20 protein-coding genes are annotated in these 21,854 nt (G+C 71.6%); 12 read left to right on the top strand and 8 right to left on the bottom strand.

The window, feature by feature from the left end:
• The first annotated feature begins 14 nt into the window (after positions 1 to 14).
• Both K338_RS0113375 and K338_RS22680 read left to right on the top strand, forming a co-directional pair.
• Positions 15 to 1,343, top strand: coding sequence for an ABC transporter substrate-binding protein (locus tag K338_RS0113375; RefSeq protein WP_022918677.1), 1,329 nt, complete (start codon positions 15 to 17; stop codon positions 1,341 to 1,343).
• A 251-nt stretch (positions 1,344 to 1,594) separates the two neighbouring features.
• Complete coding sequence (locus K338_RS22680; protein WP_022918676.1) at positions 1,595 to 3,790, top strand: alpha/beta hydrolase; 2,196 nt, start codon at positions 1,595 to 1,597, stop codon at positions 3,788 to 3,790.
• A gap of 75 nt (positions 3,791 to 3,865) precedes the next feature.
• Here K338_RS22680 and ybaK read toward each other — a convergent pair whose 3' ends face one another.
• The 3 genes from ybaK to K338_RS0113355 form a co-directional block, all read right to left on the bottom strand.
• Positions 3,866 to 4,366 carry a Cys-tRNA(Pro) deacylase gene (gene ybaK / locus K338_RS0113365; protein WP_425413845.1) on the bottom strand — a complete coding sequence of 167 codons (501 nt, stop codon included), beginning with the start codon at positions 4,364 to 4,366 and terminating at the stop codon, positions 3,866 to 3,868.
• Between the two features lie 2 nt (positions 4,367 to 4,368).
• The gene (locus K338_RS25615; RefSeq protein WP_022918674.1) at positions 4,369 to 5,466 is read right to left on the bottom strand and encodes a DUF2510 domain-containing protein; all 1,098 of its coding nucleotides are present in this window, start codon (positions 5,464 to 5,466) and stop codon (positions 4,369 to 4,371) included.
• A gap of 283 nt (positions 5,467 to 5,749) precedes the next feature.
• Positions 5,750 to 8,380 carry a DEAD/DEAH box helicase gene (locus tag K338_RS0113355; RefSeq protein ID WP_022918673.1) on the bottom strand — a complete coding sequence of 877 codons (2,631 nt, stop codon included), beginning with the start codon at positions 8,378 to 8,380 and terminating at the stop codon, positions 5,750 to 5,752.
• 32 nt (positions 8,381 to 8,412) lie between these two features.
• On the opposite strand from K338_RS0113355, the gene K338_RS22675 reads away from it, so the two are divergent.
• Complete coding sequence (locus K338_RS22675) at positions 8,413 to 9,198, top strand: glutamine amidotransferase (protein ID WP_022918672.1); 786 nt, start codon at positions 8,413 to 8,415, stop codon at positions 9,196 to 9,198.
• On the opposite strand, the gene K338_RS0113345 is transcribed toward K338_RS22675, so the two are convergent.
• The 3 genes from K338_RS0113345 to K338_RS0113335 all read right to left on the bottom strand — a co-directional run bounded on the left by K338_RS0113345 (position 9,155) and on the right by K338_RS0113335 (position 11,784).
• On the bottom strand, positions 9,155 to 9,616 hold the full coding sequence (locus K338_RS0113345) for a GNAT family N-acetyltransferase (protein WP_022918671.1): 462 nt from the start codon (positions 9,614 to 9,616) through the stop codon (positions 9,155 to 9,157). The two genes, K338_RS22675 and K338_RS0113345, sit on opposite strands and share 44 nt — an antisense overlap.
• A 1-nt stretch (position 9,617) precedes the next feature.
• Positions 9,618 to 10,436: a serine hydrolase domain-containing protein gene (locus K338_RS0113340; protein WP_022918670.1), complete on the bottom strand. Its 819-nt coding sequence runs from the start codon at positions 10,434 to 10,436 to the stop codon at positions 9,618 to 9,620.
• Positions 10,437 to 10,512: 76 nt separating this feature from the next.
• Positions 10,513 to 11,784, bottom strand: a complete 1,272-nt coding sequence (locus tag K338_RS0113335) for a glutamyl-tRNA reductase (RefSeq protein WP_245542967.1) — start codon at positions 11,782 to 11,784, stop codon at positions 10,513 to 10,515.
• A 204-nt stretch (positions 11,785 to 11,988) separates the two neighbouring features.
• Between K338_RS0113335 and K338_RS0113330 the strand changes: the two genes are divergently transcribed.
• On the top strand, positions 11,989 to 13,065 hold the full coding sequence (locus K338_RS0113330; RefSeq protein WP_084481177.1) for a CPBP family intramembrane glutamic endopeptidase: 1,077 nt from the start codon (positions 11,989 to 11,991) through the stop codon (positions 13,063 to 13,065).
• 21 nt (positions 13,066 to 13,086) lie between these two features.
• Here the strand turns inward: K338_RS0113330 and K338_RS0113325 are convergent, their stop codons facing one another.
• A complete protein-coding gene (locus K338_RS0113325) occupies positions 13,087 to 13,701 on the bottom strand; it encodes a TetR/AcrR family transcriptional regulator (protein ID WP_022918667.1) in 615 nt (204 codons plus the stop codon).
• A gap of 33 nt (positions 13,702 to 13,734) precedes the next feature.
• On the opposite strand from K338_RS0113325, the gene K338_RS22670 reads away from it, so the two are divergent.
• A complete protein-coding gene (locus K338_RS22670; protein ID WP_022918666.1) occupies positions 13,735 to 14,298 on the top strand; it encodes a GNAT family N-acetyltransferase in 564 nt (187 codons plus the stop codon).
• Here the strand turns inward: K338_RS22670 and K338_RS0113315 are convergent.
• Positions 14,295 to 14,984 (bottom strand): alpha/beta fold hydrolase, encoded by a 690-nt coding sequence (locus K338_RS0113315; RefSeq protein WP_022918665.1) that lies wholly within the window; start codon positions 14,982 to 14,984, stop codon positions 14,295 to 14,297. The genes K338_RS22670 and K338_RS0113315 overlap by 4 nt on opposite strands.
• A gap of 113 nt (positions 14,985 to 15,097) precedes the next feature.
• On the opposite strand from K338_RS0113315, the gene hemE reads away from it, so the two are divergent.
• From hemE to K338_RS22665, 7 genes are all read left to right on the top strand, one after another.
• Positions 15,098 to 16,168 carry a uroporphyrinogen decarboxylase gene (gene hemE / locus K338_RS0113310; RefSeq protein WP_022918664.1) on the top strand — a complete coding sequence of 357 codons (1,071 nt, stop codon included), beginning with the start codon at positions 15,098 to 15,100 and terminating at the stop codon, positions 16,166 to 16,168.
• Complete coding sequence (locus tag K338_RS0113305) at positions 16,165 to 17,520, top strand: protoporphyrinogen/coproporphyrinogen oxidase (protein WP_022918663.1); 1,356 nt, start codon at positions 16,165 to 16,167, stop codon at positions 17,518 to 17,520. Before hemE ends, K338_RS0113305 begins: the two co-directional genes overlap by 4 nt.
• A gap of 10 nt (positions 17,521 to 17,530) precedes the next feature.
• A complete protein-coding gene (locus tag K338_RS0113300; RefSeq protein ID WP_027286818.1) occupies positions 17,531 to 18,043 on the top strand; it encodes a GNAT family N-acetyltransferase in 513 nt (170 codons plus the stop codon).
• Positions 18,044 to 18,190: 147 nt separating this feature from the next.
• Positions 18,191 to 18,901: a hydrogen peroxide-dependent heme synthase gene (gene hemQ, locus K338_RS0113295; RefSeq protein ID WP_022918661.1), complete on the top strand. Its 711-nt coding sequence runs from the start codon at positions 18,191 to 18,193 to the stop codon at positions 18,899 to 18,901.
• 47 nt (positions 18,902 to 18,948) lie between these two features.
• Positions 18,949 to 20,112 (top strand): ferrochelatase, encoded by a 1,164-nt coding sequence (locus K338_RS0113290; protein WP_425413846.1) that lies wholly within the window; start codon positions 18,949 to 18,951, stop codon positions 20,110 to 20,112.
• Positions 20,109 to 21,092: a hydroxymethylbilane synthase gene (gene hemC, locus K338_RS0113285; RefSeq protein WP_027286816.1), complete on the top strand. Its 984-nt coding sequence runs from the start codon at positions 20,109 to 20,111 to the stop codon at positions 21,090 to 21,092. The genes K338_RS0113290 and hemC overlap by 4 nt, the downstream gene beginning before the upstream one ends.
• On the top strand, positions 21,089 to 21,853 hold the full coding sequence (locus K338_RS22665; RefSeq protein ID WP_022918658.1) for a uroporphyrinogen-III synthase: 765 nt from the start codon (positions 21,089 to 21,091) through the stop codon (positions 21,851 to 21,853). Before hemC ends, K338_RS22665 begins: the two co-directional genes overlap by 4 nt.
• Position 21,854 lies beyond the last annotated feature (1 nt).

Below are 21,854 nucleotides of genomic sequence, written 5' to 3'. Positions count from 1 at the left end.
GAACGGAGACTACGATGTCTAGAACACGACGAGCCGCGACAGCTGCCGCGGCAGGGCTCAGCCTCGCGCTGCTGGCCGGGTGCAGCGGCGGCAGCGACGAGGGCGGCGGTACGAACGCCGACGGCAGCGTCACCCTCGACATGTGGGTGTTTGCCGAGCTGCACGCCACCTACTACGAGCAGATGGCCGAGGCGTGGAACGAGGAGAATCCTGACCGCACCATCGATCTTCAGGTCACGGTCTATCCCTACGACGACATGCACAACAAGTTGCAGCTTGCCGTGAACTCGGGGACCGGCCTGCCCGATGTCGTGGACATCGAGGTGAACAAGTTCTCCAGCTTCGTGCTGGGGGAGAACCCCCCGCTGGCGGACCTGGGCGAGGCAGCCGAACCGTACATCGACGACATCGTCCAGGCCCGCCTCGACCTGTACAGCCGAGACGGTGTGATCTACGGGTACCCGACCCATGTCGGCGCCTTCGTCGCGTTCTACAACACGACGCTGCTCGAGGAAGCAGGTGTGGACTACACCACGATCGAGACCTGGCAGGACTTCCAGGAAGCCGGTGCTACCTATCACGACGAGACCGGCTCGGCCTTCGGTGTCGCCAGCACCGGGACCAACTTCCTCGAGCCGCTCATCATCAGCCAGCTGGGTGGCAACCTGTTCGCGGACGACGGGACGGTTGCGGTGAACAACCCGGAGGCGGTAGAGACGCTCGAGCTCTTGCAGGGCATGCAGGAGGCTGGTGCCATCTCCACGATCCCCGGCGGGAGCCCGGACACCGAGGAGGCCTACGGCGCCATCAACAACGGTGACTATGCTGCGGTGGTGTACCCCGCCTGGTACACCTCCAGGTTCGTCGACTACATGCCCGACCTGGAGGGCGACGTCGCGATCGCACCGGCACCGGTGGTCGAGGGAGCGGAAGTTGCGACGATCGGTGGCGGTGGCACCGGTACCGCGGTCCCGGCGGCATCGCCCGACCGTGAGCTTGCCGCTGACTGGCTCGCGTTCGCCAAGCTGTCACCGGAAGCGAACGTCGCGGTATGGGAGCTTCTCGGCTTCGACCCGGTGAACATGGACGTGTGGCAGGACGAGGCGGTCACGCACGCGGAGGACAACCAGTTCAACCAGTACTTCCAGACGAACCTCTTCGACGTGCTGAACCAGTACCAGGGGGAGATCGGGCACTTCGAGGGGTTCACCAACCCGGACTGGCCGTCGATCGACAACACCTTCACCACGGTGACCCTGAACGAGATCTTCGAGAACGGGGTGCCCGCCGAGCAGGCGCTGGAGCAGGCACAGAGCGATCTGCGGAACGAGCTCGGTCAGTAGCTCGATCACCGGGGACGTTCGGCGGCTCTGGCCCGGTTCCCGCACCGAGCCGCCGAACGCACCGACCGGTCACCCGGCCTCGACTCGTAGGGCCGGGCCGGAACAGCCCGCGGACCAGGCGCTGCACCGCAGGGCGTTGAGATGGTCACGTTCACGCGTTCCGCTCCCGCGGGACGCCGGTCAGAGGAGAGAGATCGATGAATTCCGTCGCGAGCTCACGACCACCGCGGCGATCCCGCAGGCGGCGGCCGATGACCCCGGGCCTGGCGACTGCGGCGGTGGCGGCCAGCCTCCTGCTGGCACAACCGGCCGCGGCAGGGGCGGCAGCCGACGATGGCCCGGGCGCCACTGATGTGCCGGCAGCGACCGGCGAAGACCCCTGGCTCACGCTGCTGGATGACGGGTACGTACGTCTGACGATCCCCAACGCGGCTGTGGAAGACGCGATCGGGCCGGTGGAACGGCTGGTGGTCGAGGGCAGCTTCGGCCCCTCGGGAAGCTGGGTCGAGTACGGCACCGGCCTGGAGGACGGCACGTGGTCGACCACGTTCGGGCCGATGGAGCCAGGGCTGTACTGGTATCAGCTCACCGGTGACAACTCCAAGGACTTCAAGGATCCGACGAACCCGAGCTCGGTTGCGGCGCAGCCCACCTGGAGCACGTTCTTCATCCCCGGAGAGTCCGTCGCACTGCTGGCAGATGCACCTGAGGAGGCGGGGGCCATCGAGACGCTCACGTACCACAGCGACGTCGCGGACGAGCAGAGGACAGCGTTCGTGTGGACGCCACCGGAGTATCGGGAGCGCGGCAAGCCTTACCCGGTGCTGTACCTGCAGCACGGCGAAGACCACGGACCGGGCAGCTGGACCGAGGTCGGACGGGCCGGGCAGATCCTGGACAACCTCGCCCTGTCCGGGGAGCTGGCAGACATGGTCGTCGTCATGGGCGATGGGGACGTCGCCGACTTCACCACCGAGCTGGTGGAGAACCTGGTGCCTGCCGTCCGAGAGTCGTTCAACGTGTCCCGAGCGAAGAAGGACCAGGCGCTGGCGGGTATCGGCAGTGGTGGCAGCCAGGTCTTCGACGTGCTGGCAGCACACCCGCGGGAGTTCTCCTACCTCGGGACGTTCGGGTCCGGCACGTTCGACCTCAGCGAGGTCCCGGTGCGCCAGCTCAACAACCACACCCGGCTGCTGCGTCTCTACGTGGGAAACAAGACCGACGCCGCCTATAACGATGTGTACGAGGCCATGGCACAGTTCGATGCCCGCGGCCTGCAGTACCAGTTCGACGGCGTCAACCCGGATGCTGGGCACAACTGGAACGCGTGGCAGGAGAACCTGATCGACTTCGCCCCGAGGCTGTTCCACGGCCAGCAGACCGGCGATCCAGGCTTCAGCCAGGGACACACAGCGCTCGAGGAACCGTTCGACCCTCCGGCGCCCGGGGCCACCACGACACCGTGGATCACTGACGACGGTTTCGTCACCTTCGAGACCTCCGACGAGCTCGCGCACGCCGAAGAGGTGCGGGTCTGGGCGAACTGGGGACCAGGAGGCAGCTGGCCCGAGGTGGAGATGACGTTGGTCAGTGACCGGTGGCGGGTGACGGTCGGACCGCTGGAGCCGTGGTCGTACTACTACCAGTTCAAGGTCGACGAATCCGCCTACAAGGACACGTCGAACCCCACGACGGTGACCTCAGAGCCCACCTGGAGCACGTTCTTCGTCGAGGGTGAGGAGTCGCGGCTGCTCGCCGATGTGCCACCTGCCGAGGCCGGTTCGCTGGACGTGCTCAGCTATCACAGCGACGTCGCCGGGGAGGACCGGCAGGCCTATGTCTGGTCCCCGCCGCACTACGACCCCGATCGCCCCGAGGCGTACCCGCTGCTGGTGCTCAACCATGGTGGTGGTCAGAGCTGGACGGACTGGGTGGAGGTCGGCCGGGCCCGGCAGATCCTCGACAACCTCACCCGTCACGGTGCGCTGGAACCGATGGTGGTCGTCATGCCGAACGGCAACGTGGACGACTATCCGACCGAGGTGCTCGACCACGTGGTCCCATCGGTCGGGCAGAGCTATCACATCAGCGACGATCCCGAGCGGCGCGCCATGGTCGGACTCTCCCTCGGCGGGATGAGGACGATGAGCCTGGCCCTGACGAATCCTGGTGAGTTCAGCTCGTTCGGCGTGTTTGCGGGGTTCCTGTTCGGGGTGCCAGCCGGTGTCGATGCCGAGAAGGTCAACGCGCAGACGGACCTGATCCGCCTGTACACCGGTGGTATCACCGACTTCACCAACCCCATGGTCTACGAGCTGATGGACACGTTGGACGGCCTCGGTGTCGAGTACGAGTTCGACGGAGTGACTGAGGGTCCGCACTGCTGGGACGTCTGGCAGCGCAACCTGATCGACTTCTTGCCCCGACTCTTCCAGGACGCCACCTGAGACCCCCGGGTGCCCTGCGGGGTCGGCGGCGGGGCACCCGACAGGTGGCCGCGCGCGGTCTGCCTGGCCCTGCTCTCAGCGCCGGGCAGCGACCGGGGCGAACGTCGCGCCGGTGAGCACGGCCAGGTCCCGCGGCGCCAGGGACACGTCCAGCCCACGGCGTCCGCCGGAGACATACACCCGGTCCAGTCCTGCTGCGCTGGCGTCGATCACAGTAGGCAACGCGGTGCGCTGACCGACCGGGGAGATACCTCCGGTCACGTACCCGCTGGACCGCTGCGCATCGGCCGGTGGGGCGAGCGTCGCCTTCTTCTGCCCGAACGCCTGGGCCGCGGCCTTCAGGTCCAGGGTCTCGGCCACCGGCACCAGCGCCACGGCCAGCCCACTGTGCCGAGCGAGCCCCGCGACCTGCACCACCAGGGTCTTCAGCACCACCGCCGGGTCCACGCCCAGCGCCTCCGCGGCCTCCAGCCCGAACGGGAGCTCGCTGCGCGGGTCGTGGGTGTAGGTGTGCACCTGGAACGGTACCCCGGCGGCGGTCAGCGCGAGGGTGGCCGGAGTCGCCGAGGCTCTCACCATCACTGCGGACCGGACACGGTGAGGGTGACCGTCGTCGCGGTCCCGCTCCACTCGGTGATGATCAGCACCAACGGGCCGGTGGGAGTCTGCGCGGACAGCAGCGGGTCGTAGTCGTCGCCGGCATAGTCGCGGTCGTCGTTGATGTGCTGGCGGCCGTCGGAGTCGATGGTGACCAGCACCGGGTCGTTGCTGGTCGTATCGCGTACGTCCACGGTGTACTTGCCCTGCTCCTCGATGTCCACCACGCCGATCCACGGCTCCTGGGCGGATACGTCGGCGTTGGCCTGCGCACCGAGGGTCACCTCGTTCCGGACCGGCGCGGACGCGGCGGTGAACGAGGTCGTGGCGCCACTGGCCTCCTCGATCACCACGGTGTAGTCGCCCGCGGGCAGAGTCGGTACGGCGAACGGGTCGAGGGAGGTGCCGCCGAGTGCTTCGGACAGCTCGCGGCCCCGGTCGTCGTCGGTGTAGACGCTGTCGCCGGCGTCGTCCAGCACCGTCAGGGTCAGGTCCACGGCGCCACCGTCGCCGCGCACGTCGATCGCCAGCGTGGACGGGGCGTCCAGGCTGAGGTCACCCTCGTACCGCCCGCCTGCATCGACGGTCTCCGTGGTCTCGCCGTCCGCGGCGAACGTCCCGGTCACCACCGTTCCCGAACCCGGTGAGGCGCTCGGCGGCAGCGTGGGGTCGGGATCCTCGCCGCCGCCCGATGGGCGGACCAGCCACCAGCCCAGGCCGGCGACCACCATCACGGCGAGCACCACCAGCGAGGCCACGGCTGCCGTACCGCCGGGGGTGCCGCGCACACCGGCCCCGAACACCTTCGTGCCGTCGTCCTCCCGCGGTTGCGCCGCCGGGCCCCACGGCTGGTTGCCCAGCCACCCGTCCCCTGGGGTCCCAGGCGCGACCATCACGTCCGGTCGACGGCTCAGCTCGGCGAGGTACGGGTAGTCCTCCCGTGCGGTGGAGGGTCCGTGCTCCTCCTCCTCGTCCGGCAGCGCGGGCGCGTAGTACTCGGTCCAGGAGTCTCCGTCCCAGTACCGCCGCTGGTTCTCACCCGCAGGGTCCGGGTACCAGCCCGCCTCTTGCTCGTCCACGCGCCCATCGTAGGCAACCAGGGTGACGGCGGGGCTCGCCGGGGCAGGGGAGGAGTCACCATTCGTCGTGTGCAGGTTGAGCCCGAGACCGGCCAGATCGGCAGCCAGGGAGCCACCAGAGCGGCAGTACTGACGTGGGGGCGATACCGCGGAGCACTACCTCACGCAGCAAGTATCGCCTGCATCGTTTCAGCGGGATGGGTCGGTGAGGTGCGTGAGGTGGGTGGGTGAGGTGGGTGAGGTGGGTGGGTGAGGTGCGGGAGGTGGATGGGGGCGGGGTGGGTCACGCGGGGCCCAGGTGCAGGTCAGCGAGCACCACCTGGCCGGCCTCGTCCGTGGCGGCCAGGTCCACCCGGGCGGTCAGCCGCCAGTCCCGGTCACCGGCCGGGTCGTCGAAGACCTGCGTCACGTGCCAGCCCGGCCCCGTACGAGCCCCATCCGACTCCGCACCGGTGCCGTCCTCTGCGTGCGGTGCGTCGGTGCGCTCCGCGGCCGGCCGCGTGTCGATCTGCACCAGCGCCGACGAGCGTGCCTGCGGCCCGATGCCCAGGTCGTCGTACTCGTCCCAGTACCCGGCCATCGCCTGCGCCCACCGGTCTCCATCCCACCCGGCAGCGCCGTCCAGCTCCCCGAGCCGGGCGTAGTCCTCCCGGGCGAGCAGCTCCACCCGTTGGAACAGGGCGTTCCGCACCAGGCGGCGCAGCAGCCGCGGGTTCGCGCTCAGCGGTGCATCTGGACCGGGACCGAACCGGGCCTCCTCCTCGGTCTCGCCGACTGCTCCAGGTGAGTCCAGACCCAGGGGAGCCGGCGTGAGCACGGTGGCTGCGCCGTCGCCGGCCTGGAGAGCCTCCCACTCGGCGAGCAGCGAGGAGTCGATCTGCCGCACCAGCGCGCCGAGCCACTCGATCAGCTCGGTCAGCTCCTCGGTGCGCATCCGCTCGGGCACCACCTGCCGCAGCGCCTTGTAGGCATCGGTGAGGTAGCGCAGCACCACCCCCTCGCTGCGGGCGATCGAGTACTTGGAGATCAGCTCGGAGAACGTCATCGCATGCTCCGCCATCTCCCGCACCACCGACTTCGGCTTCAGCTCGTAGTCGTCCACCCACGGGTTGGTCGTGCGGAACTCGGCCAGCGCCGCGGTGAGCAGCTCGGCCAGCGGCTGGGGGTAGCTGATCTCGTCCAGGGCGTTCATCCGCTCGGTGTAGTCCCACCCCTCGGCCTTCATCGCTGCGATCGCCTCGCCCTTGGCGGCCTTCTCCTGGGCGACCAGCAGCGGGCGCGGGTCCTCCAGGGTGGACTCGATCACCGAGACCACGTCCAGCGCGAAGTCCGGGTCGTCCGCATCGAGCAGCTCCAGGGCGGCCAGCGCGAACGGCGAGAGCGGGGCGTTCAGGGCGAACTCGTCCGGCACCTCACCGACCAGGCGCACAGTGGGCTGCCCGTCCGGACCGGTGACCCGTTCCACCAGACCGGCCTGGCGCAGCGTGCGGTAGATGCCCACGGCCCGCCGCAGGTGCGGGTTGCGGTCGGTAGGGGCGTCGTGGTTGTCGGTGAGCAGCGCGGTGATCGCCGGCAGCGGGTCACCGGGGCGGGAGAGCACCCCGAGCACCATCGCGTGGGAGACCTGGAACTGGCTGACCAGCTGCTCCGGGGTGGCGTCCCGGAGCCGCTCGTAGGTCTTGTCTGTCCAGTTCACCGCCCCGCTGGGTGCCTTCTTCCGCACGATCTTGCGCTTCTTGCGCTCGTCGTCACCAGCCTTGGCGAGAGCCTTGGCGTTCTCGATCACGTGCTCGGGCGCCTGCACGATCACCTCACCGGTGGTGTCGAAACCGGCACGCCCAGCCCGGCCGGCCACCTGGTGGAACTCCCGGGCGGACAGGTGCCGCATCCGGACCCCGTCGAACTTGGTCAACCCGGTGAGCAGCACCGTGCGGATCGGCACGTTGATGCCCACACCGAGAGTGTCGGTGCCGCAGATCACCGGCAGCAGCCCCTGCTGGGCGAGGCGCTCCACCAACCGCCGGTACCGGGGCAGCATGCCGGCGTGGTGCACCCCGATCCCGTGCCGCAGCAACCGGGACAGGGTCGCCCCGAAGCCGCGCGCGAAGGTGAAGTCGCGCAGCTGTTCGGCGATCTGGTCCCGGTGCGCGCGGGAGGCGACCGGGATCGAGGTCAGCGACTGCGCCTGCTCCACGGCCGCCGCCTGGGTGAAGTGCACGATGTACACCGGGGTGCGGTGGGTGCCGAGCAGCTCGCGCACCACCTCCTGCAACGGTTCGACCGAGTAGCTGTAGGTCAGCGGCACCGGCCGTTCGGTGCTGGCGATCACCGCGACCGGTTCGCCGGTGCGCCGGGTGAGGTCCGCGGCGATGGCGGACACGTCCCCGAGGGTGGCGCTCATCAGCACGAACTGGGTGCGGGAGAGCTCCAGCAGCGGCACCTGCCACGCCCAGCCGCGCTGCGGGTCGGCGTAGAAGTGGAACTCGTCCATCACCACCTGGTCCACGCCGGTGTCCATGCCGCCGCGCAGGGTCTGGTTGGCGAGGATCTCGGCGGTGCAGCAGATGATCGGAGCCTCGGTGTTGATCGCCGAGTCGCCGGTGAGCATGCCCACCTGCTCGGCGCCGAAGATGTCCACCAGGTCGAAGAACTTCTCACTCACCAGCGCCTTCAGCGGAGCGGTGTAGTAGGTGCGCTGCCCCCGGACCAGGGCCACGTAGTGCGCGGCCACGGCGATCAGCGACTTGCCGGACCCGGTGGGGGTGGAGGCGATCACGTGTGCCCCGGTGACGATCTCGATCAGCGCCTCCTCCTGGTGCGGGTACAGCTCCAGGCCGCGGCCTGCCGCCCAGTCGGTGAACGCCTCGACGAGGGCGTCGTCGTCGGTCGGGTCCGCGGGGAGGGTGAGAGTCATCGCCTGCCATTCTCGCAGGGGATACTGGGCCGGTGACCCGACCGCTGTGCTTCCTGGCCTCCCGCGCCGAACCGGCGGCAGCCGACGCTGAGTACGCCAGCGTGCTCACGCACACCGGCCTCGGTGCAGAGCAGCTGGTGCGGGTGCGGCTGGAGCAGGGTGAACGCCCCGGAGCGCTGACCGAGTACGCCGGCCTCATCCTTGGCGGCAGCCCGTTCACCGTCTCCACCCCGGAGGCGGACAAGTCGAGCATCCAGCGAGACGTGGAGCACGCGCTGGCCGAGCTGCTCGACGAGGTGGTCGCCCAGGACGTCCCGTTCCTCGGGCTGTGCTACGGCATCGGTGTGGTGGGCCGCTGGGGCGGGGGAGTGGTGGACGGGCGGCATGCCGAGGACACCGCTGCGGTGACGATCAGCCTCACCGACGAGGGCCTCACCGACCCGCTGCTGGTGGGCATGCCTGCGCAGTTTCAGGCCTATGTCGGGCACAAGGAGGCCTGCACCGAGCTGCCGCCCGGGGCCGTGGTGCTGGCCACCTCCTCGGCGTGCCCGGTGCAGATGTACCGGTTCGCGCCACGTGCGTACGTCACCCAGTTCCACCCGGAGATGGACGCCGAGGCGGTGCGGCTACGGATCGAGGTGTACGCCCACGCTGGGTACTTCCCGCCCGATGAGGTGGCCGAGGTGATCGAGCGCACCGCCCGCGCCGACGTCGCCCCGGCGCACCGGGTGCTGCGCGCGTTCGCCGACCTGGCCGCTGCCGCCCCACCGGGCCTCACCGGGCGAGACGCTTCTCCAGGTACTCAGCCGTCTCGGTGACGGCGTGCGTGGCGCCATCGGCAGCCACGTAGGTGTAGGAGTAGGTCTCGGTGCGGCCGGTCGGGGTGTAGCCGAGCCGTTCGTACAGGCGGCGGGCGTCCGGGTTGTCCTCGCTCACCCCGATCCAGATCCTGGTGAATCCGGCAGCCTCGGCCTCGGCGGCAGCCACGATCGCAGACCCGATGCCGTGCCTTCGGTGCGTGGCAGCGACCTGCAGGTTCTTCAGCTCCGGCACCGGAGCCCACTCCAGCTCACCCGAGCCCACCGGCTCGTCGTCGATCCAGGCGACCAGGTAGGCGCACTCTCCTGCGGACTGCCGAGCGAAGGTGCGGCGGGCGTAGTCCTTCCCCTCGGCCTCTCCGGCGGCGATCCGAGCGACCTCGCGGGCGGTGCAGCGTCGCACGCTGAGGTCGTCCACCTCATACCTGCCGGCGGTGTGCGGTGAGGATCTCGCTGTTCAGCCGGGGCCAGAGCCGGCCGTGCACATTCTCCCGGAAGGACTTCTCACCCAGGAACGCGGCGACCAGCCGGGCGTTCGGATCCACCCAGAGGAAGCTGCCGGACTGGCCGAAGTGGCCGAACGTGGCCGGGTCGGCCTCCGGGGCGGTCCAGTGCGGCGACTTGTCCGCCCGGATCTCGTAGCCCAGCCCCCAGTCGTTGTGGGACTGCCGGCCGAACCCGGGAAGCACGCCGGCGAGCCCGGGGAAGCTGACCGTGCGGGCCTGCTCGCCGAGCTCGGCGGAGATCAGGGTGGGGGTGAGCAGCTCGGTACCCAGGCCGAGCACGTCCAGGGTGGAGCCGGTGGCGGAGTAGGCGGGGCTGCCGGTCATCGTGGTGCTGGTCAGCTCCAGCGGCTCCAGCACGACGGCGTTCGTCCAGTCCGCGAAGGACGTCCCCACGCGTCGGGCGACGTGGTCGCCGAGGGTGTCGAATCCGATGTTCGAGTACACCCGGCGACGTTCGGGGGACTGGGCGGGTGCACCGGCCTCGAACGGCAGCCCGGAGGCGTGCGCGAGCAGGTGCCGCACGGTCGACCCCTCCGGCCCGGCGGGCTCGTCCAGGTCCACCAGACCCCGGTGCACGGCCACCAGGGTGGCGAGTGCCGCAAGCGGCTTGGTCACCGACTTCCACGGCCGGACGGCCTCGACGTCGCCGTCCAGGCTGAGGATCTCGACATCGGTGCAGACGGCCAGGGAGACCGGGAAGTCGAAGGCGTCCAGAGTGGGGTAGCTGCTCACCAGGCCAGCCTGCCAGAGATCACCCGATGGGGCGCAGGTCCGCCAGGGGCGCTGCCGCGGGACTCAGCCCAGCCAGTCAGCTGGAACGAGTGGCCCGGTGGCCAGGGGTGCTCCGTGCCTCGGTCCCGGGCTCTGGGCTGATGCCGTAGAGCGTGCCGATCGCCTCGTGCACCTCAGGCAGTCGCCCCTCGGCCGCCAGCCGGCGCACCCGGGTGGTCGGTTCGTGCACCAGCACCCCGGCGAAGTGCCGCAGCGCCCGTTCGGTCTCCTCGCTCAGCCGACCGCGTGCGGCGAGGCGGTCCAGCTCCTCGGTGAGCACCTGGTCCACCCGGCCGCGGTAGGCGGCGATCGCTGGTCCGGCACTCTGCTCGGCGCTGCGCCGGTCGAAGCTGGCCGCAGCCTGCTGCACCAGGTCCATCGCCTGGGCGCTGGTGTCCAGCTCGGCCACCGGGGCGTGCAGGCTGATCGTCTCCAGGTCCAGCAGCTCCACCCCGGGCAGGGTGTCGACCTGCTTGTCCACGTTGGCGGGCAGGCCGAGGTCGATCACCAGCAGCGGACGGTCGACCCCGTCGCGCGCCCGGCGCAGCTCGGTGACCTCGAGCGTCCGTACTCGGGTGGAGGTGACCACCAGGTCCGCCTGGGCGAGCGCTACGGACCGGGCAGACGCACCCACCGGTGCGACGCCGTCGCGCTGGGCGAAGACATGCTCCCGACCGGAGGGAGAGGCGACCCCGATCTGGTCCACACCGCGCTCGCGCAGTGCCGCCCAGGTGGTACCGGCGTAGGCGCCGGTGCCGATGAGCAGCACGTTCACGCGGTCCCAGGCGGGGACGCGGGACTCGGCCAGGTCCAGGGCCAGGCGCACCATCGACCGGCCGGCAGCGTTGATACCGGTGATGTTCTTCACCTCGCGGGAGGTGGTGGAGGCCATCTGGAACACCCGCTCCAACGCCGGTGTGGTGCTGCCGGCCTCCCGGGCGTCAGCAAGTGCGCGGCGCACCTGGCCGGCGATCTCGTCCTCACCGACCACCACCGAGTCCAGGCCGCTGGCCACGGCGAACAGGTGCGCGGCGACCCGGCTGCCGGTCATCGTGCGGGCCGAGGCGCGCATCCGGTCCAGGTCGATCCCGGCACGCTCGGCCAGGCGGGTGAGCAGGTCGGTCAGCGCCGGCGGCTCGCCCATGATCGGGATGTCGTCGACGTCCAGGTAGCTCTCGTAGCGGTTGCAGGTGGCCACCACCACCGCCCCGCGCACGCTGCTCAGCCCGTGGGTGGGGTCGATGGTCGCGGCGTCAGCGGACAGGCGCTCCAGGAGCGCGAAGTCCGCCGTCCGATGACTCACGCTCACGCAGACCAGCACGCCGTCCATCGTAGGACGGACGACAGCGCGAGGATCAGACGGTCTGTCACCTCGCAGCAGCTGGTGCTGTCTTGTCCGGCACCGCCCAGCCCAGCACCGCCCTCCCTCGTGCGTGGGAGCAGCGCAGTCCGTCCTGCGGCGGATCCCTCGTGCCCGGTACCTGCGTACCGTCACCAGTGGAGGTGCACGACGATGACGGATGGCGATCGACCGCAGGAGCCCCCAGGGGCGGCGCGACAGCATGACTTCCCGCCGGCAGCACCCGGCCCAGCCGTGCCGCCCGCAATCGACCGGGTGGCCGAGCAGAAGGAACGCAACATCCGGTTCGCGCCGGTGCTGCCGGACCGGGTGAGCTGGGCACGCATCGGCGCTTTCGTGGTGCTGGCACTCGGTCTGGCATGGGCGGTGTGCGCACCGATGTGGGTCTCCGGACAAGGCCTGAACCATCCGCTGACCCAGGTGCTGATGGTGGCGATGATGTACACCCCCGCGGTGGCGGCGCTGCTGGTGACGTTCGTCGGCGGGCGGCCGCCGAGCATCCCCCGCCGGCTCGGGCTCGGCCCGCTCCGACCGGTCGGCCGGGTGGTCGGGATGACCGCGGTCAGTCTCGCGGTGTTCTGCGTGCTGCCGTTCCTGGCGGTGCTGCTGGGTGGCGCGCTCGGACTGGTCCAGCTCGACCTGAGCAGCTTCTCGGCTGCGCAGGCGCAGCTGGACGAGGTGGCACAGCTGACCGGAAGCACCGGCGGGATGAGCTCACAGCAGCTCGCGCTGGTGACAGTGCTCGTGGTCCCGCTGAACGCGCTCGTCTCCTCGTTGGCCGCGTTCGGTGAAGAGCTCGGTTGGCGCGGGTGGCTGGTGCCGAACCTGCTCCCGCTGGGGCGGTGGCCCGCGCTGCTGCTCTCCGGGCTGGTCTGGTCGGTGTGGCACGCGCCGATCATCCTGCTCGGCTACAACTTCGGCTACACCGACATTCGCGGACTGGCGCTGATGACCGGCTTCTGCCTGCCGCTGGGTGTGCTGCTCGGGTGGCTGCGGCTGCGTACCGCCTCGCTCTGGCCCGCGGTGGTGGCCCACGGCGCGGTGAACGCGGCCACGTCGGCCACGCTCATCCTGCTCGCGGCCGACCAGCTGCAGGACGTGCGGCAGCTCGGTCTGGGCACGTTCCTCGGCATCCCGGGGTGGCTGCTCACCGTGGCGCTGGTCGTGCTGCTGGTGGTCACCGGCCAGCTGCGGAAGCAGGCGGAGCCGGGGGTGCCGTCCTCGGTCTAGCAGCCTGCGCCCGGGGAGGAGCTAGACGCGCCCCACATGCGTCAGGATCGCCGACAGACCCGCGGTGACGATCCTCTCGGCGTCTGCATCGTGGTGCCGCGCATGCAGTCGCGCGTAGTGCGGAGCTATTGCGGAATCGACCGGAGCCCGCGTCTGGTGCTCAGCGATCGGAGCCGTGCTCGCGCTGCCGATGACGAAGTTCGACAGCGCATAGGCCGCCCCCAGCGGGTCTGCCGCTCCTGCGCCGATGAGCAGCTCGCACATCCGCTCCGACAGGCGAAGGTAGTGAGGACCGCGAGGTGGCCGCATGGCGATCACCTGGCACGCCCACCGATGCTGGGCCAGATGCCGGTAGTACGTCAGCATCAGCTCGCCGAGGTCGGACTCGACTACCGCTCGAGCGACAGCGGGGTCGTCGCCGAGCGCGGCGTCGAGGGCGAGGTCGAACAGGTCATCGACCGAGTCCACTCGCGAGTACAGGCTCGCCGGTGCAACGGCGAGTCGAGACGCCACAGCGCGCAGGGTGAGGGCGCGCAGGCCACCGTCGTCCAGCAGTGCAGCGGCAGCACGCGCGACAGCGGGGACGGTGACGGCGCGCTCACGTCGGACGGGTCTCTGGTGCTCCCAGTAGCTCACCGCACCATACTATCCGATCTATGTTAGTTTTAGATGGTGCTCGACTCACGTTTCCTCCCCCTCCTGAGCAGACACGTGCGGCTGCGCCCCCTCCAGGCGCGAGATGCGACAGCGTTCGCCGAAGGCGCCGCAGACCGCGCCGTCCAGCGGTACGGGCACCTGCCGGAGCCGGTGTACACGCCGGAGTCGGTGCGGATGATGATCGAGCGAGATGCGACACCCGGTCTGCAGCGTGGTGACCTCGCGGTGCTCGCGATCGCCGATGCCGCGACCGATGCTTTCGCTGGCAGTCTTGTCGTCTTCGACGTGAGCGCGCACGCCGCTGAGGTTGGCTTCTGGATACATCCCGCTCATCGAGGATCGGGTGTCGCAGCTGCCGCTCTGGAGCTTGCGTCTCGATTCGCCCGGGCCAGCGGGCTGCATGACCTCACGGCACGGACCCTGCCCCAGAACCCCGCATCGCAGCGCACTCTCACGGCAGCTGGATTCGCCCTCGAGCGCCGAGGCCTCGACACCACACCTGCCGGCGACCAGGTCGAGCTCCTGCACTACCGCCGAACGCTCTGCGACGAACAGCGGAGAGGCAGGAGGCTCTAGCGCTTCCCGCCGAGCAGCAGCTCCGCCAGCCCGGGAGGGTGGGACACCATGCCCATGTGCCCACCGGGCGCGAGGCGCACCGGCAGGTCGAGGCGCTCTCGGGCGACCCGGGTCACCAGCTCGGGCGGCAGCACCAGGTCCTCGGCGAAGGCGACCACCTCAGTGGGCACGTCCGGCCAGGTGGCACGCGGCCACGGCTGCACGAACGGGGCGTCGGCCTGGTCCCGGTCCCAGGTGGCCGCCACAGCACGCTGGGCTGGGGTGCACCCGTTGTAGAACAGCTCCTCCAGGTCCAGCGGTGGGACGAGCCCGGCGGCCCGGGCGGCGGCCTCGTGCGCAGCGTGCTGCCCGGTGGCCGCCCACCACTGGCTGCCGGACTCACCGGGTGCGGGGATCATCGGCGCCACCAGCACCAGGCGGTGCACCGGCACCAGGTCGGGGACCAGGGGAGCGGTGAACGCGCCGAAGGAGTGCGCCACCAGCGTCACAGGGACGTCCCCGAGCGTGCGGACCACGCCGGCCACGACCTCGGCGTAGTCCTCCAGCAGCAGGTCCGGGTCCTCGCAGGGCAGGTCGACGGCGGTGCTCACCTGGCCGCGGACGGTCAGCTCGGTCCGCAGCGCCTCCCAGTAGGCCGGGTCGCTGCCGGCACCGGGGACCAGCACGAGGTGCCTGGCGGGAGCCATCAGGTCAGCGTATCGCCGCCCGGCCTGCCGGAACAGTGGCGAGCCGATCCCGCCACCCAGGATCAGACATCCCGTCAGATCCGCAGCAGCCCGCCGGTGACACAATCACAGGTGTGGCCACACTCGATGAGCACCCCCTGTCCGGTGCGACCGCCGATGCCCCTCTGATCCGCGCCTACTGTGGTGAGCGCAGCACCCACCACCCGGTCTGGTTCATGCGCCAGGCCGGCCGCTCCCTACCGGAGTACCGGGCGCTGCGCACCGGCACGAAGATGCTGGACGCCTGCCTGGACCCCGACCTGGTCACCGAGATCACCCTGCAGCCGGTGCGCCGGCACGGTGTGGACGCGGCGATCTTCTTCTCCGACATCGTGGTGCCGCTGCGGCTGGCCGGGGTCGGGGTGGACATCGTGCCCGGTCGTGGCCCGGTGCTGGAGCACCCGGTGCGCACCGCCGCCGACGTCGCCGCCCTGCGCGAACGCAGCCTCGAGGCCGAGGCCCTCGCCCCGATCAGTGCTGCCGTGCAGCAGCTCACCCGCGAGCTGGGCCGCACCCCGCTGATCGGCTTCGCCGGTGCACCGTTCACGCTGGCCGCCTACCTGGTGGAGGGCGGTCCCTCCAAGGACCACCTCGCGGCCCGCACGATGATGCACGCCCAACCACAGGTCTGGGCGGAGCTGATGGGCTGGCTGGCCGAGGTCACCGGCGCCTTCCTGCACGCCCAGGTGCGCGCGGGGGCGTCGGCCGCCCAGCTGTTCGACTCCTGGGCCGGCACCCTCTCCCGGGCCGACTACATCCGGTACGTGGCCCCCTACTCGCGCGCTGCCCTGGCCCCGGTGCGCCAGCTGCGCATCGGCGACCACTCGGTGCCGACCGTGCACTTCGGCGTGGGCACCGGGCACCTGCTCACGGCGATGCACGAGGTCGGGGTGGACGTCGTCGGGGTGGACTGGCGCACCCCGCTGGACCAGGCCGCCGCCGCGCTGCCCGGGGTGGTGCTGCAGGGCAACATCGATCCCGCGATGCTCGCCGCCGACTGGCCGGTGCTGCGGGAGCACGCCCAGCAGGTGCTCACCGCGGGCCGGGCCGCCCCTGCGCACGTGGTGAACCTGGGCCACGGCGTCCCACCGGAGACGGACCCGGAGGTGCTCACCCGGCTGACCGGCTGGCTGCACGAGCAGTGAACCTCGACCTGGCCGTGATCGGCGGTGGGATGGCTGGTCTGGTGACCGCCCGCACCGCCGCCCGCGCCGGAGCGGACGTGGTGCTGCTGGAAGCCCGGCCGGTCGTCGGCGGTCTGGTCGGGTGGCACTGGGTCGCCGGGATCGACCTGGACGCCGGTGCGGAGAGCTTCGCCACCCGCGGCGGGCACGTCGCCGCCCTCGCCGAGGAGCTCGACCTGCCGGTGGTCACCCCACGACCGGCACCCGCCCGGGTGCTGCACGCCGGTCGGCTGCACCCGCTGCCGGCCACCGGTGTGCTCGGCATCCCCACCGACCTGGAGGCACCCGGTCTGCTGGAGGTGCTCGGCCCCGCGGGGCTGGACCGCGCCCGGGCGGACCTGAGCCTGCCGATCGAACCGTCGACGGCGGAGCTCACCCTGGCCGAGCTGGTCACCTCCCGCATGGGTCCAGCGGTGCTGGATGCGCTGGTGCGCCCGATCGTGCGCGGCGTGCACTCCGCCGAGCCGGAGCAGATCGCCGCCGAGGTGCTGCTGCCCGGGATCGCCGCGAGGCTGCAGGCGGCCGGTTCGCTCACCGGAGCGCTACGGCAGGTGCGGGCTGCTGCCCCGGCGGGCTCCGCCGTCGCCGGTATTGACGGAGGTGTGCACCTGCTCCCGGCCGCGCTCGAGCGCGACCTGAGCGCACGCGGGGCCCGCGTGCGCACGGCCAGCCCGGTGCGCACCCTGCGGCGCGGCGCGGACGGCTGGCAGCTGACCGGGGACACCTGGCAGCTGGGCGCCCGGCAGGTGGTGCTCGCCTGCCCACCACAGGCCTGGGGGTTTCTCGGCGAGAGCGACGACGAGGACCTGACCGTGCTCGCAGCGGCCGGTCGGGCGTGGCCGGAGCCGCAGACCGCCGACCTGCTCACCCTCGTGCTGCGAGCCGGTGATCTCCCCGAGCACGACCGCGCCGGCACCCTGGTGGCCGAGCCCGGGCATGGTGCGAAGGCGCTCACCTACACCAGTGCGAAGTGGGACTGGGTGGCCCGCGCCGCCGGGGGAGACCGGGTGGTGCTGCGGCTGTCCTACGCCGGCGGCATCCTCACCGCGGGCACCCAGGCCGAGCTGGGGCTGCGGGACGCGGCTCGGCTCACCGGCACGCCGGGACCGTGGCCCGCGGAGGCGCTGCAGGGGATGGCCCGCAGCACGCTGCACCCGCCGGCGCCTGCCTGGGCCAGCGCAGCGGCCCGGGAGCCGGTGCAGGCGGCCGCGGGCCGGTTGGTCGGGCTGCACCTGACCGGTGCCTGGTGGTGCGGCACCGGTCTGGCCGCGGTCGTCGCACACGCCACCCGGACCGCGGGCGAAACGACGTAGGCTCGTGCAGGTGGTGACGATCGCTGCCTTCCGACCGGAGCACAGAGCAGCTGTGCTCGATCTCTCCATGCGCGCCTGGGCGCCGGTCTTTCCGCAGGTCCGCCAGGCGGTGCCGGCGTTCGTCTACGACTCGTTCTACCCCTCCGGCTGGCGGGAGCGGCAGCATGCCGACATCGCCGCCGTGCTGGACGGCGAACCGGAGAACGTCGATGTCGCGCTGCTCGGCGGTACGCCGGTGGGCTGGGTGTGCACCCGGATCCATCCTGAGGACGTGATGGGCGAGGTCTACGTCCTTGCCGTCGACCCGGACCGGCAGGGGGCCGGGATCGGACGCGCGTTGCTGGACCATTCCTGCCAGCGGGCCCGCACGGCAGGGATGCGGATGGTGATGGTCGAGACCGGGGACGACCCGGGCCACGCACCAGCGCGCCGGTCGTACGAGTCGGCGGGGTTCCAGCGGTGGCCGGTTGCGCGGTACTTCAAGGACGTCACGTCCAGCACGGCCCGACCTGCGCCGGGCTGACCGGGCGGCACCGACCGCTCCGCAGCGACCGGGCCTACCGAGCAGGCCGGCCGCACCTACCAGACCAGCACCGGTGCCGGCCCGCCGCCCTCGGGGTGCTGACAAGCCGTCGCAATCCGCACGATTCTGCCGGATTATGGTGGAGGCGTGACCACCGAGACCTCGGCCGCCGAGCAGTCCAGCGGCCAGACGCATCCTGTTGCCTTCACCCTCTGGGCGGTGCTCCGCCGCGACCCGCACCACCCCACCGACACCGGCGCGGACGCCGTCACCGAGCTGGAGACCGCGTTGCGCGACCTGCAGGCTGACGGTGCGGTGACCGTCCGCGGCCTGTACGACGTCTCCGGGCTGCGTGCCGACGCCGACCTGATGCTCTGGCTGCACGGTCCGCAGGCGGAGGAGCTCCAGGCGGCCGTGCGCAGGCTGCGCCGAACCGCGATGCTGCGCACGTTGCTGCCCACCTGGAACACGCTGGGCGTGCACCGGCCGGCGGAGTTCAACGCCCGGCACGTGCCCGCCTTCGTCAACGGCGTGGACCCTGCCGAGTGGCTCACCGTCTACCCGTTCGTGCGCTCGCACGAGTGGTACCTGCTGCCGGAGGACGAGCGCCGGGGGATGCTCGCCGACCACGGCCGTCGCGGCGCCCCCTATCCCGGGGTGCAGACCAACACCGTGGCCGCCTTCGCGCTCGGGGACTATGAGTGGGTGGTGGCCATCGAGGCCCCGGAGCTCACCGAGCTCACCGACATGATGCGCGCCCTGCGCTACTCCCCGGCCCGGCGGCACGTGCGGGTGGAGACCCCGTTCTACACCGGCCGGCGCATCACGGTCGCCCAGGCCGCCGAGGTGCTCTCGTGACCACCCCGTCCGTGCGCCGCGGCCGCAAGCCGGCCCCGGCCACCTCGATCGCCACCGCCCCCGGTGCGCTGGTGCCGGCAGCCACCTGCGCGGCCGCCCAGGGCCCGGAGCACGTGCGGGAACCGGTCGCCTACGACGCCATCCTGCTCGCCGGCTTCGGCGGCCCGGAGGGGCAGGAGGACGTGATCCCGTTCCTGCGCAATGTCACCGCCGGGCGCGGCATCCCCGACGAGCGGCTGGAGGAGGTGGCGGTCCACTACCGGCACTTCGGCGGGGTGAGCCCGATCAACGAGCAGAACCGCACACTGCGGGCCGCGCTGGTGGCCGAGCTGGAGCGCCGCGGCCTGGACCTGCCGGTGTACTGGGGCAACCGGAACTGGGACCCGTACCTCAACGACGCCCTGCGAGAGGCGCGGGCCAACGGGCACCACCGGCTGCTGGCGATCGCCACCAGTGCCTACGCCTCCTACTCCTCCTGCCGGCAGTACCGCGAGGACCTCGCCGACGCCCTGGAGGACACCGGCCTGACCGGTGTGCTGCAGGTGGACAAGGTCCGCCAGTTCTTCGACCACCCCGGCTTCGTCACCCCGTTCGTCGAGGGAGTGCGCGCCGGGCTGGCCACGCTCCGCAGCCGGGGTGCGCAGCACATCGAGGTGCTGTTCGCCACCCACTCCATCCCGACGGCGGACGCGCAGCGCTCCGGTCCGTCCTCGCTGGGTCTGCGCGACGGCGGAGCGTACGCGGCCCAGCACCGCTACGTGGCTGAGGTGGTCATGTCCCAGGCGGGGGAGACCGGCACCCCTTGGCAGCTCGTCTACCAGTCCCGCTCCGGCCCGCCGAGCCAGCCCTGGCTGGAACCGGACATCAACGACGCGATCGCCGAGCTGCCTGCCTCGGGGCGGGACGCAGTGCTGATCGTGCCGCTCGGGTTCCTGTCGGACCACATGGAGGTGCTCTGGGACCTGGACACCGAAGCCCTGGAGACCGCCGAGGAGCACCACCTGGAGGCCGTGCGGGTACCCACCCCCGGCTCGCACCCAGCGTTCGTGGCCGGGCTGGTGGACCTCGTGACCGAGCGGCTGGAGGGCACCCCGGCGACGGACCGGCCCGCACTCACCTCGCTCGGACCGTGGCAGGACGTGTGCCGGCCCGGCTGCTGCGAGAACGTGCGCCGCGGGTTCCGCCCCGCGGTCGCCGGGCTGGCACCATGACGGCTGCACCGGTGCGGGTCGGCACCCGCGCCTCGAACCTGGCGCAGACGCAGACCGCCACAGTGGTCGACGCTCTGGCTGCCACCGGTCTGCAGGTGCGCACGGTGCCGATGACCAGCGACGGCGACCGCACCCGCGCCTCGTTGGCCAGCCTGGGTGGCACCGGCGTGTTCGCCGCGAACCTGCGCCGCGCACTGCTCGCCGGGGAGTGCGATGCGGTGGTGCACTCGCTGAAGGACCTGCCCACCACGCCCCACCCGGGCCTGCGGGTCGCCGCCACCCCGGCCCGGGAGGATCCCCGGGACGTGCTCTGCGCCCGGGACCGCCTCACCCTGGCGACCCTGCCAGAAGGGGCACGGGTGGGTACCGGTTCACCGCGGCGCGCCGCGCAGCTGCGCACCCGCCGCCCCGACCTGCAGGTGGCCGACATCCGCGGGAACGTGGAGACCCGGCTCGGTCTCGTCACCGCCGGCGAGCTGGACGCCGTGGTGCTCGCCGCCGCTGGGCTGCACCGGGTGGACCGGGCCGAGGCGATCACCGAGTACCTGGAGCTGGCTGACTGGCCCACCGCCCCCGGGCAGGGGGTGCTCGCAGTGGAGGTCCGCGAGGAGGAGGACCGGGTGGACCTGCTGGCCGCGCTCGAGCAGGTGCACGACCGGTCCGCCTGGGCCGCCGTGACCGCAGAGCGGGCCGTGCTGGCCGCCCTGGAGGCGGGCTGCGCCGCACCGGTCGCCGCCCATGCGGTGCTGGGCACCCCGCCGGCCGGGAGCAGCACCCAGTCGGCCGGTGCTGCGGCTCGTGGCCGGCTCAGCCTGCACGCCGCGGCCTACCACCCCACCCAGGCTCAGTCGCTGCACGCGGACGGTACCGTGTCGCTCGACGACGGCGAGCCGTCCCAGGTCGCCACGGCGCTCGGCCAGCGGCTGGCCGGCGAGCTGCTCGAGGCCGGTGCGGGCGAGTGGATCACCCCGGCCCGATGACCGCTCCCGCGCCGGTGGTGCTTGTCCCGCGCGGGGGCGAGTGGGGCGACCAGGTGGCCGACCGGCTCACTGCGCAGGGGATGCGACCGTGGCTGGTGCCGATCATCCGCACCGAGATCCTCGGGGGCGAAGACCTGGACCCGGCCCGCCGGGACCTTGCCGCGGGTGCCTTCGACTGGGTCGCCCTCACCTCCGCCGCCGCTGTGGCCGCCCTACCAGCCACAGTGCGCGCACAGATCGCGGCCGTCGGGCCTGCCACGGCGAGGGCACTGCGCACGGCGGGCTACGCCGTCGAGATGGTGCCACCCGGACCGGACTACTCCGCTGAGGCGATGCTGCACAGCTGGCACCCGACCGGCACGGTGCTGCTGCTCCGCTCCGACCTGGCCGCCCCCACGCTGGCCGACGGACTGCGTGCCGGCGGTGCCACCGTGACCGACGTGGTCGCCTACCGCACCAGGCCCGCACCGCTGAGCACCGAGGATGCCGCCGGGCTGCGGGACGGCCGGGCGGACGTCGCCCTGGTCACCAGCGGTTCGGTCGCCCGCGCGCTGGTCGCCGCCCGGCTCGCGCCCACCACCCAGGTGGCGTGCCTGGGTCCGCGCACCGCCGAGGTCGCCCGGAAGGCAGGGCTGCGCGTGGACCTGGTCGCCGACCGGCAGCAGGTCGAGGTGCTGGTGGACGCTGTGGGCGACCTCGTCGGTGCCTCGGCCGCCGCACAGCCCCACCCGCACCGCTCCACCGACCCAGGAGAGGACTGAG

The organism is Ruania albidiflava DSM 18029 (genome assembly GCF_000421225.1).
GTDB lineage: Bacteria > Actinomycetota > Actinomycetes > Actinomycetales > Beutenbergiaceae > Ruania > Ruania albidiflava.
The sequence above is the reverse complement of the archived record's forward strand: the minus strand, read 5'-3'. Positions and strand labels throughout refer to the sequence as shown.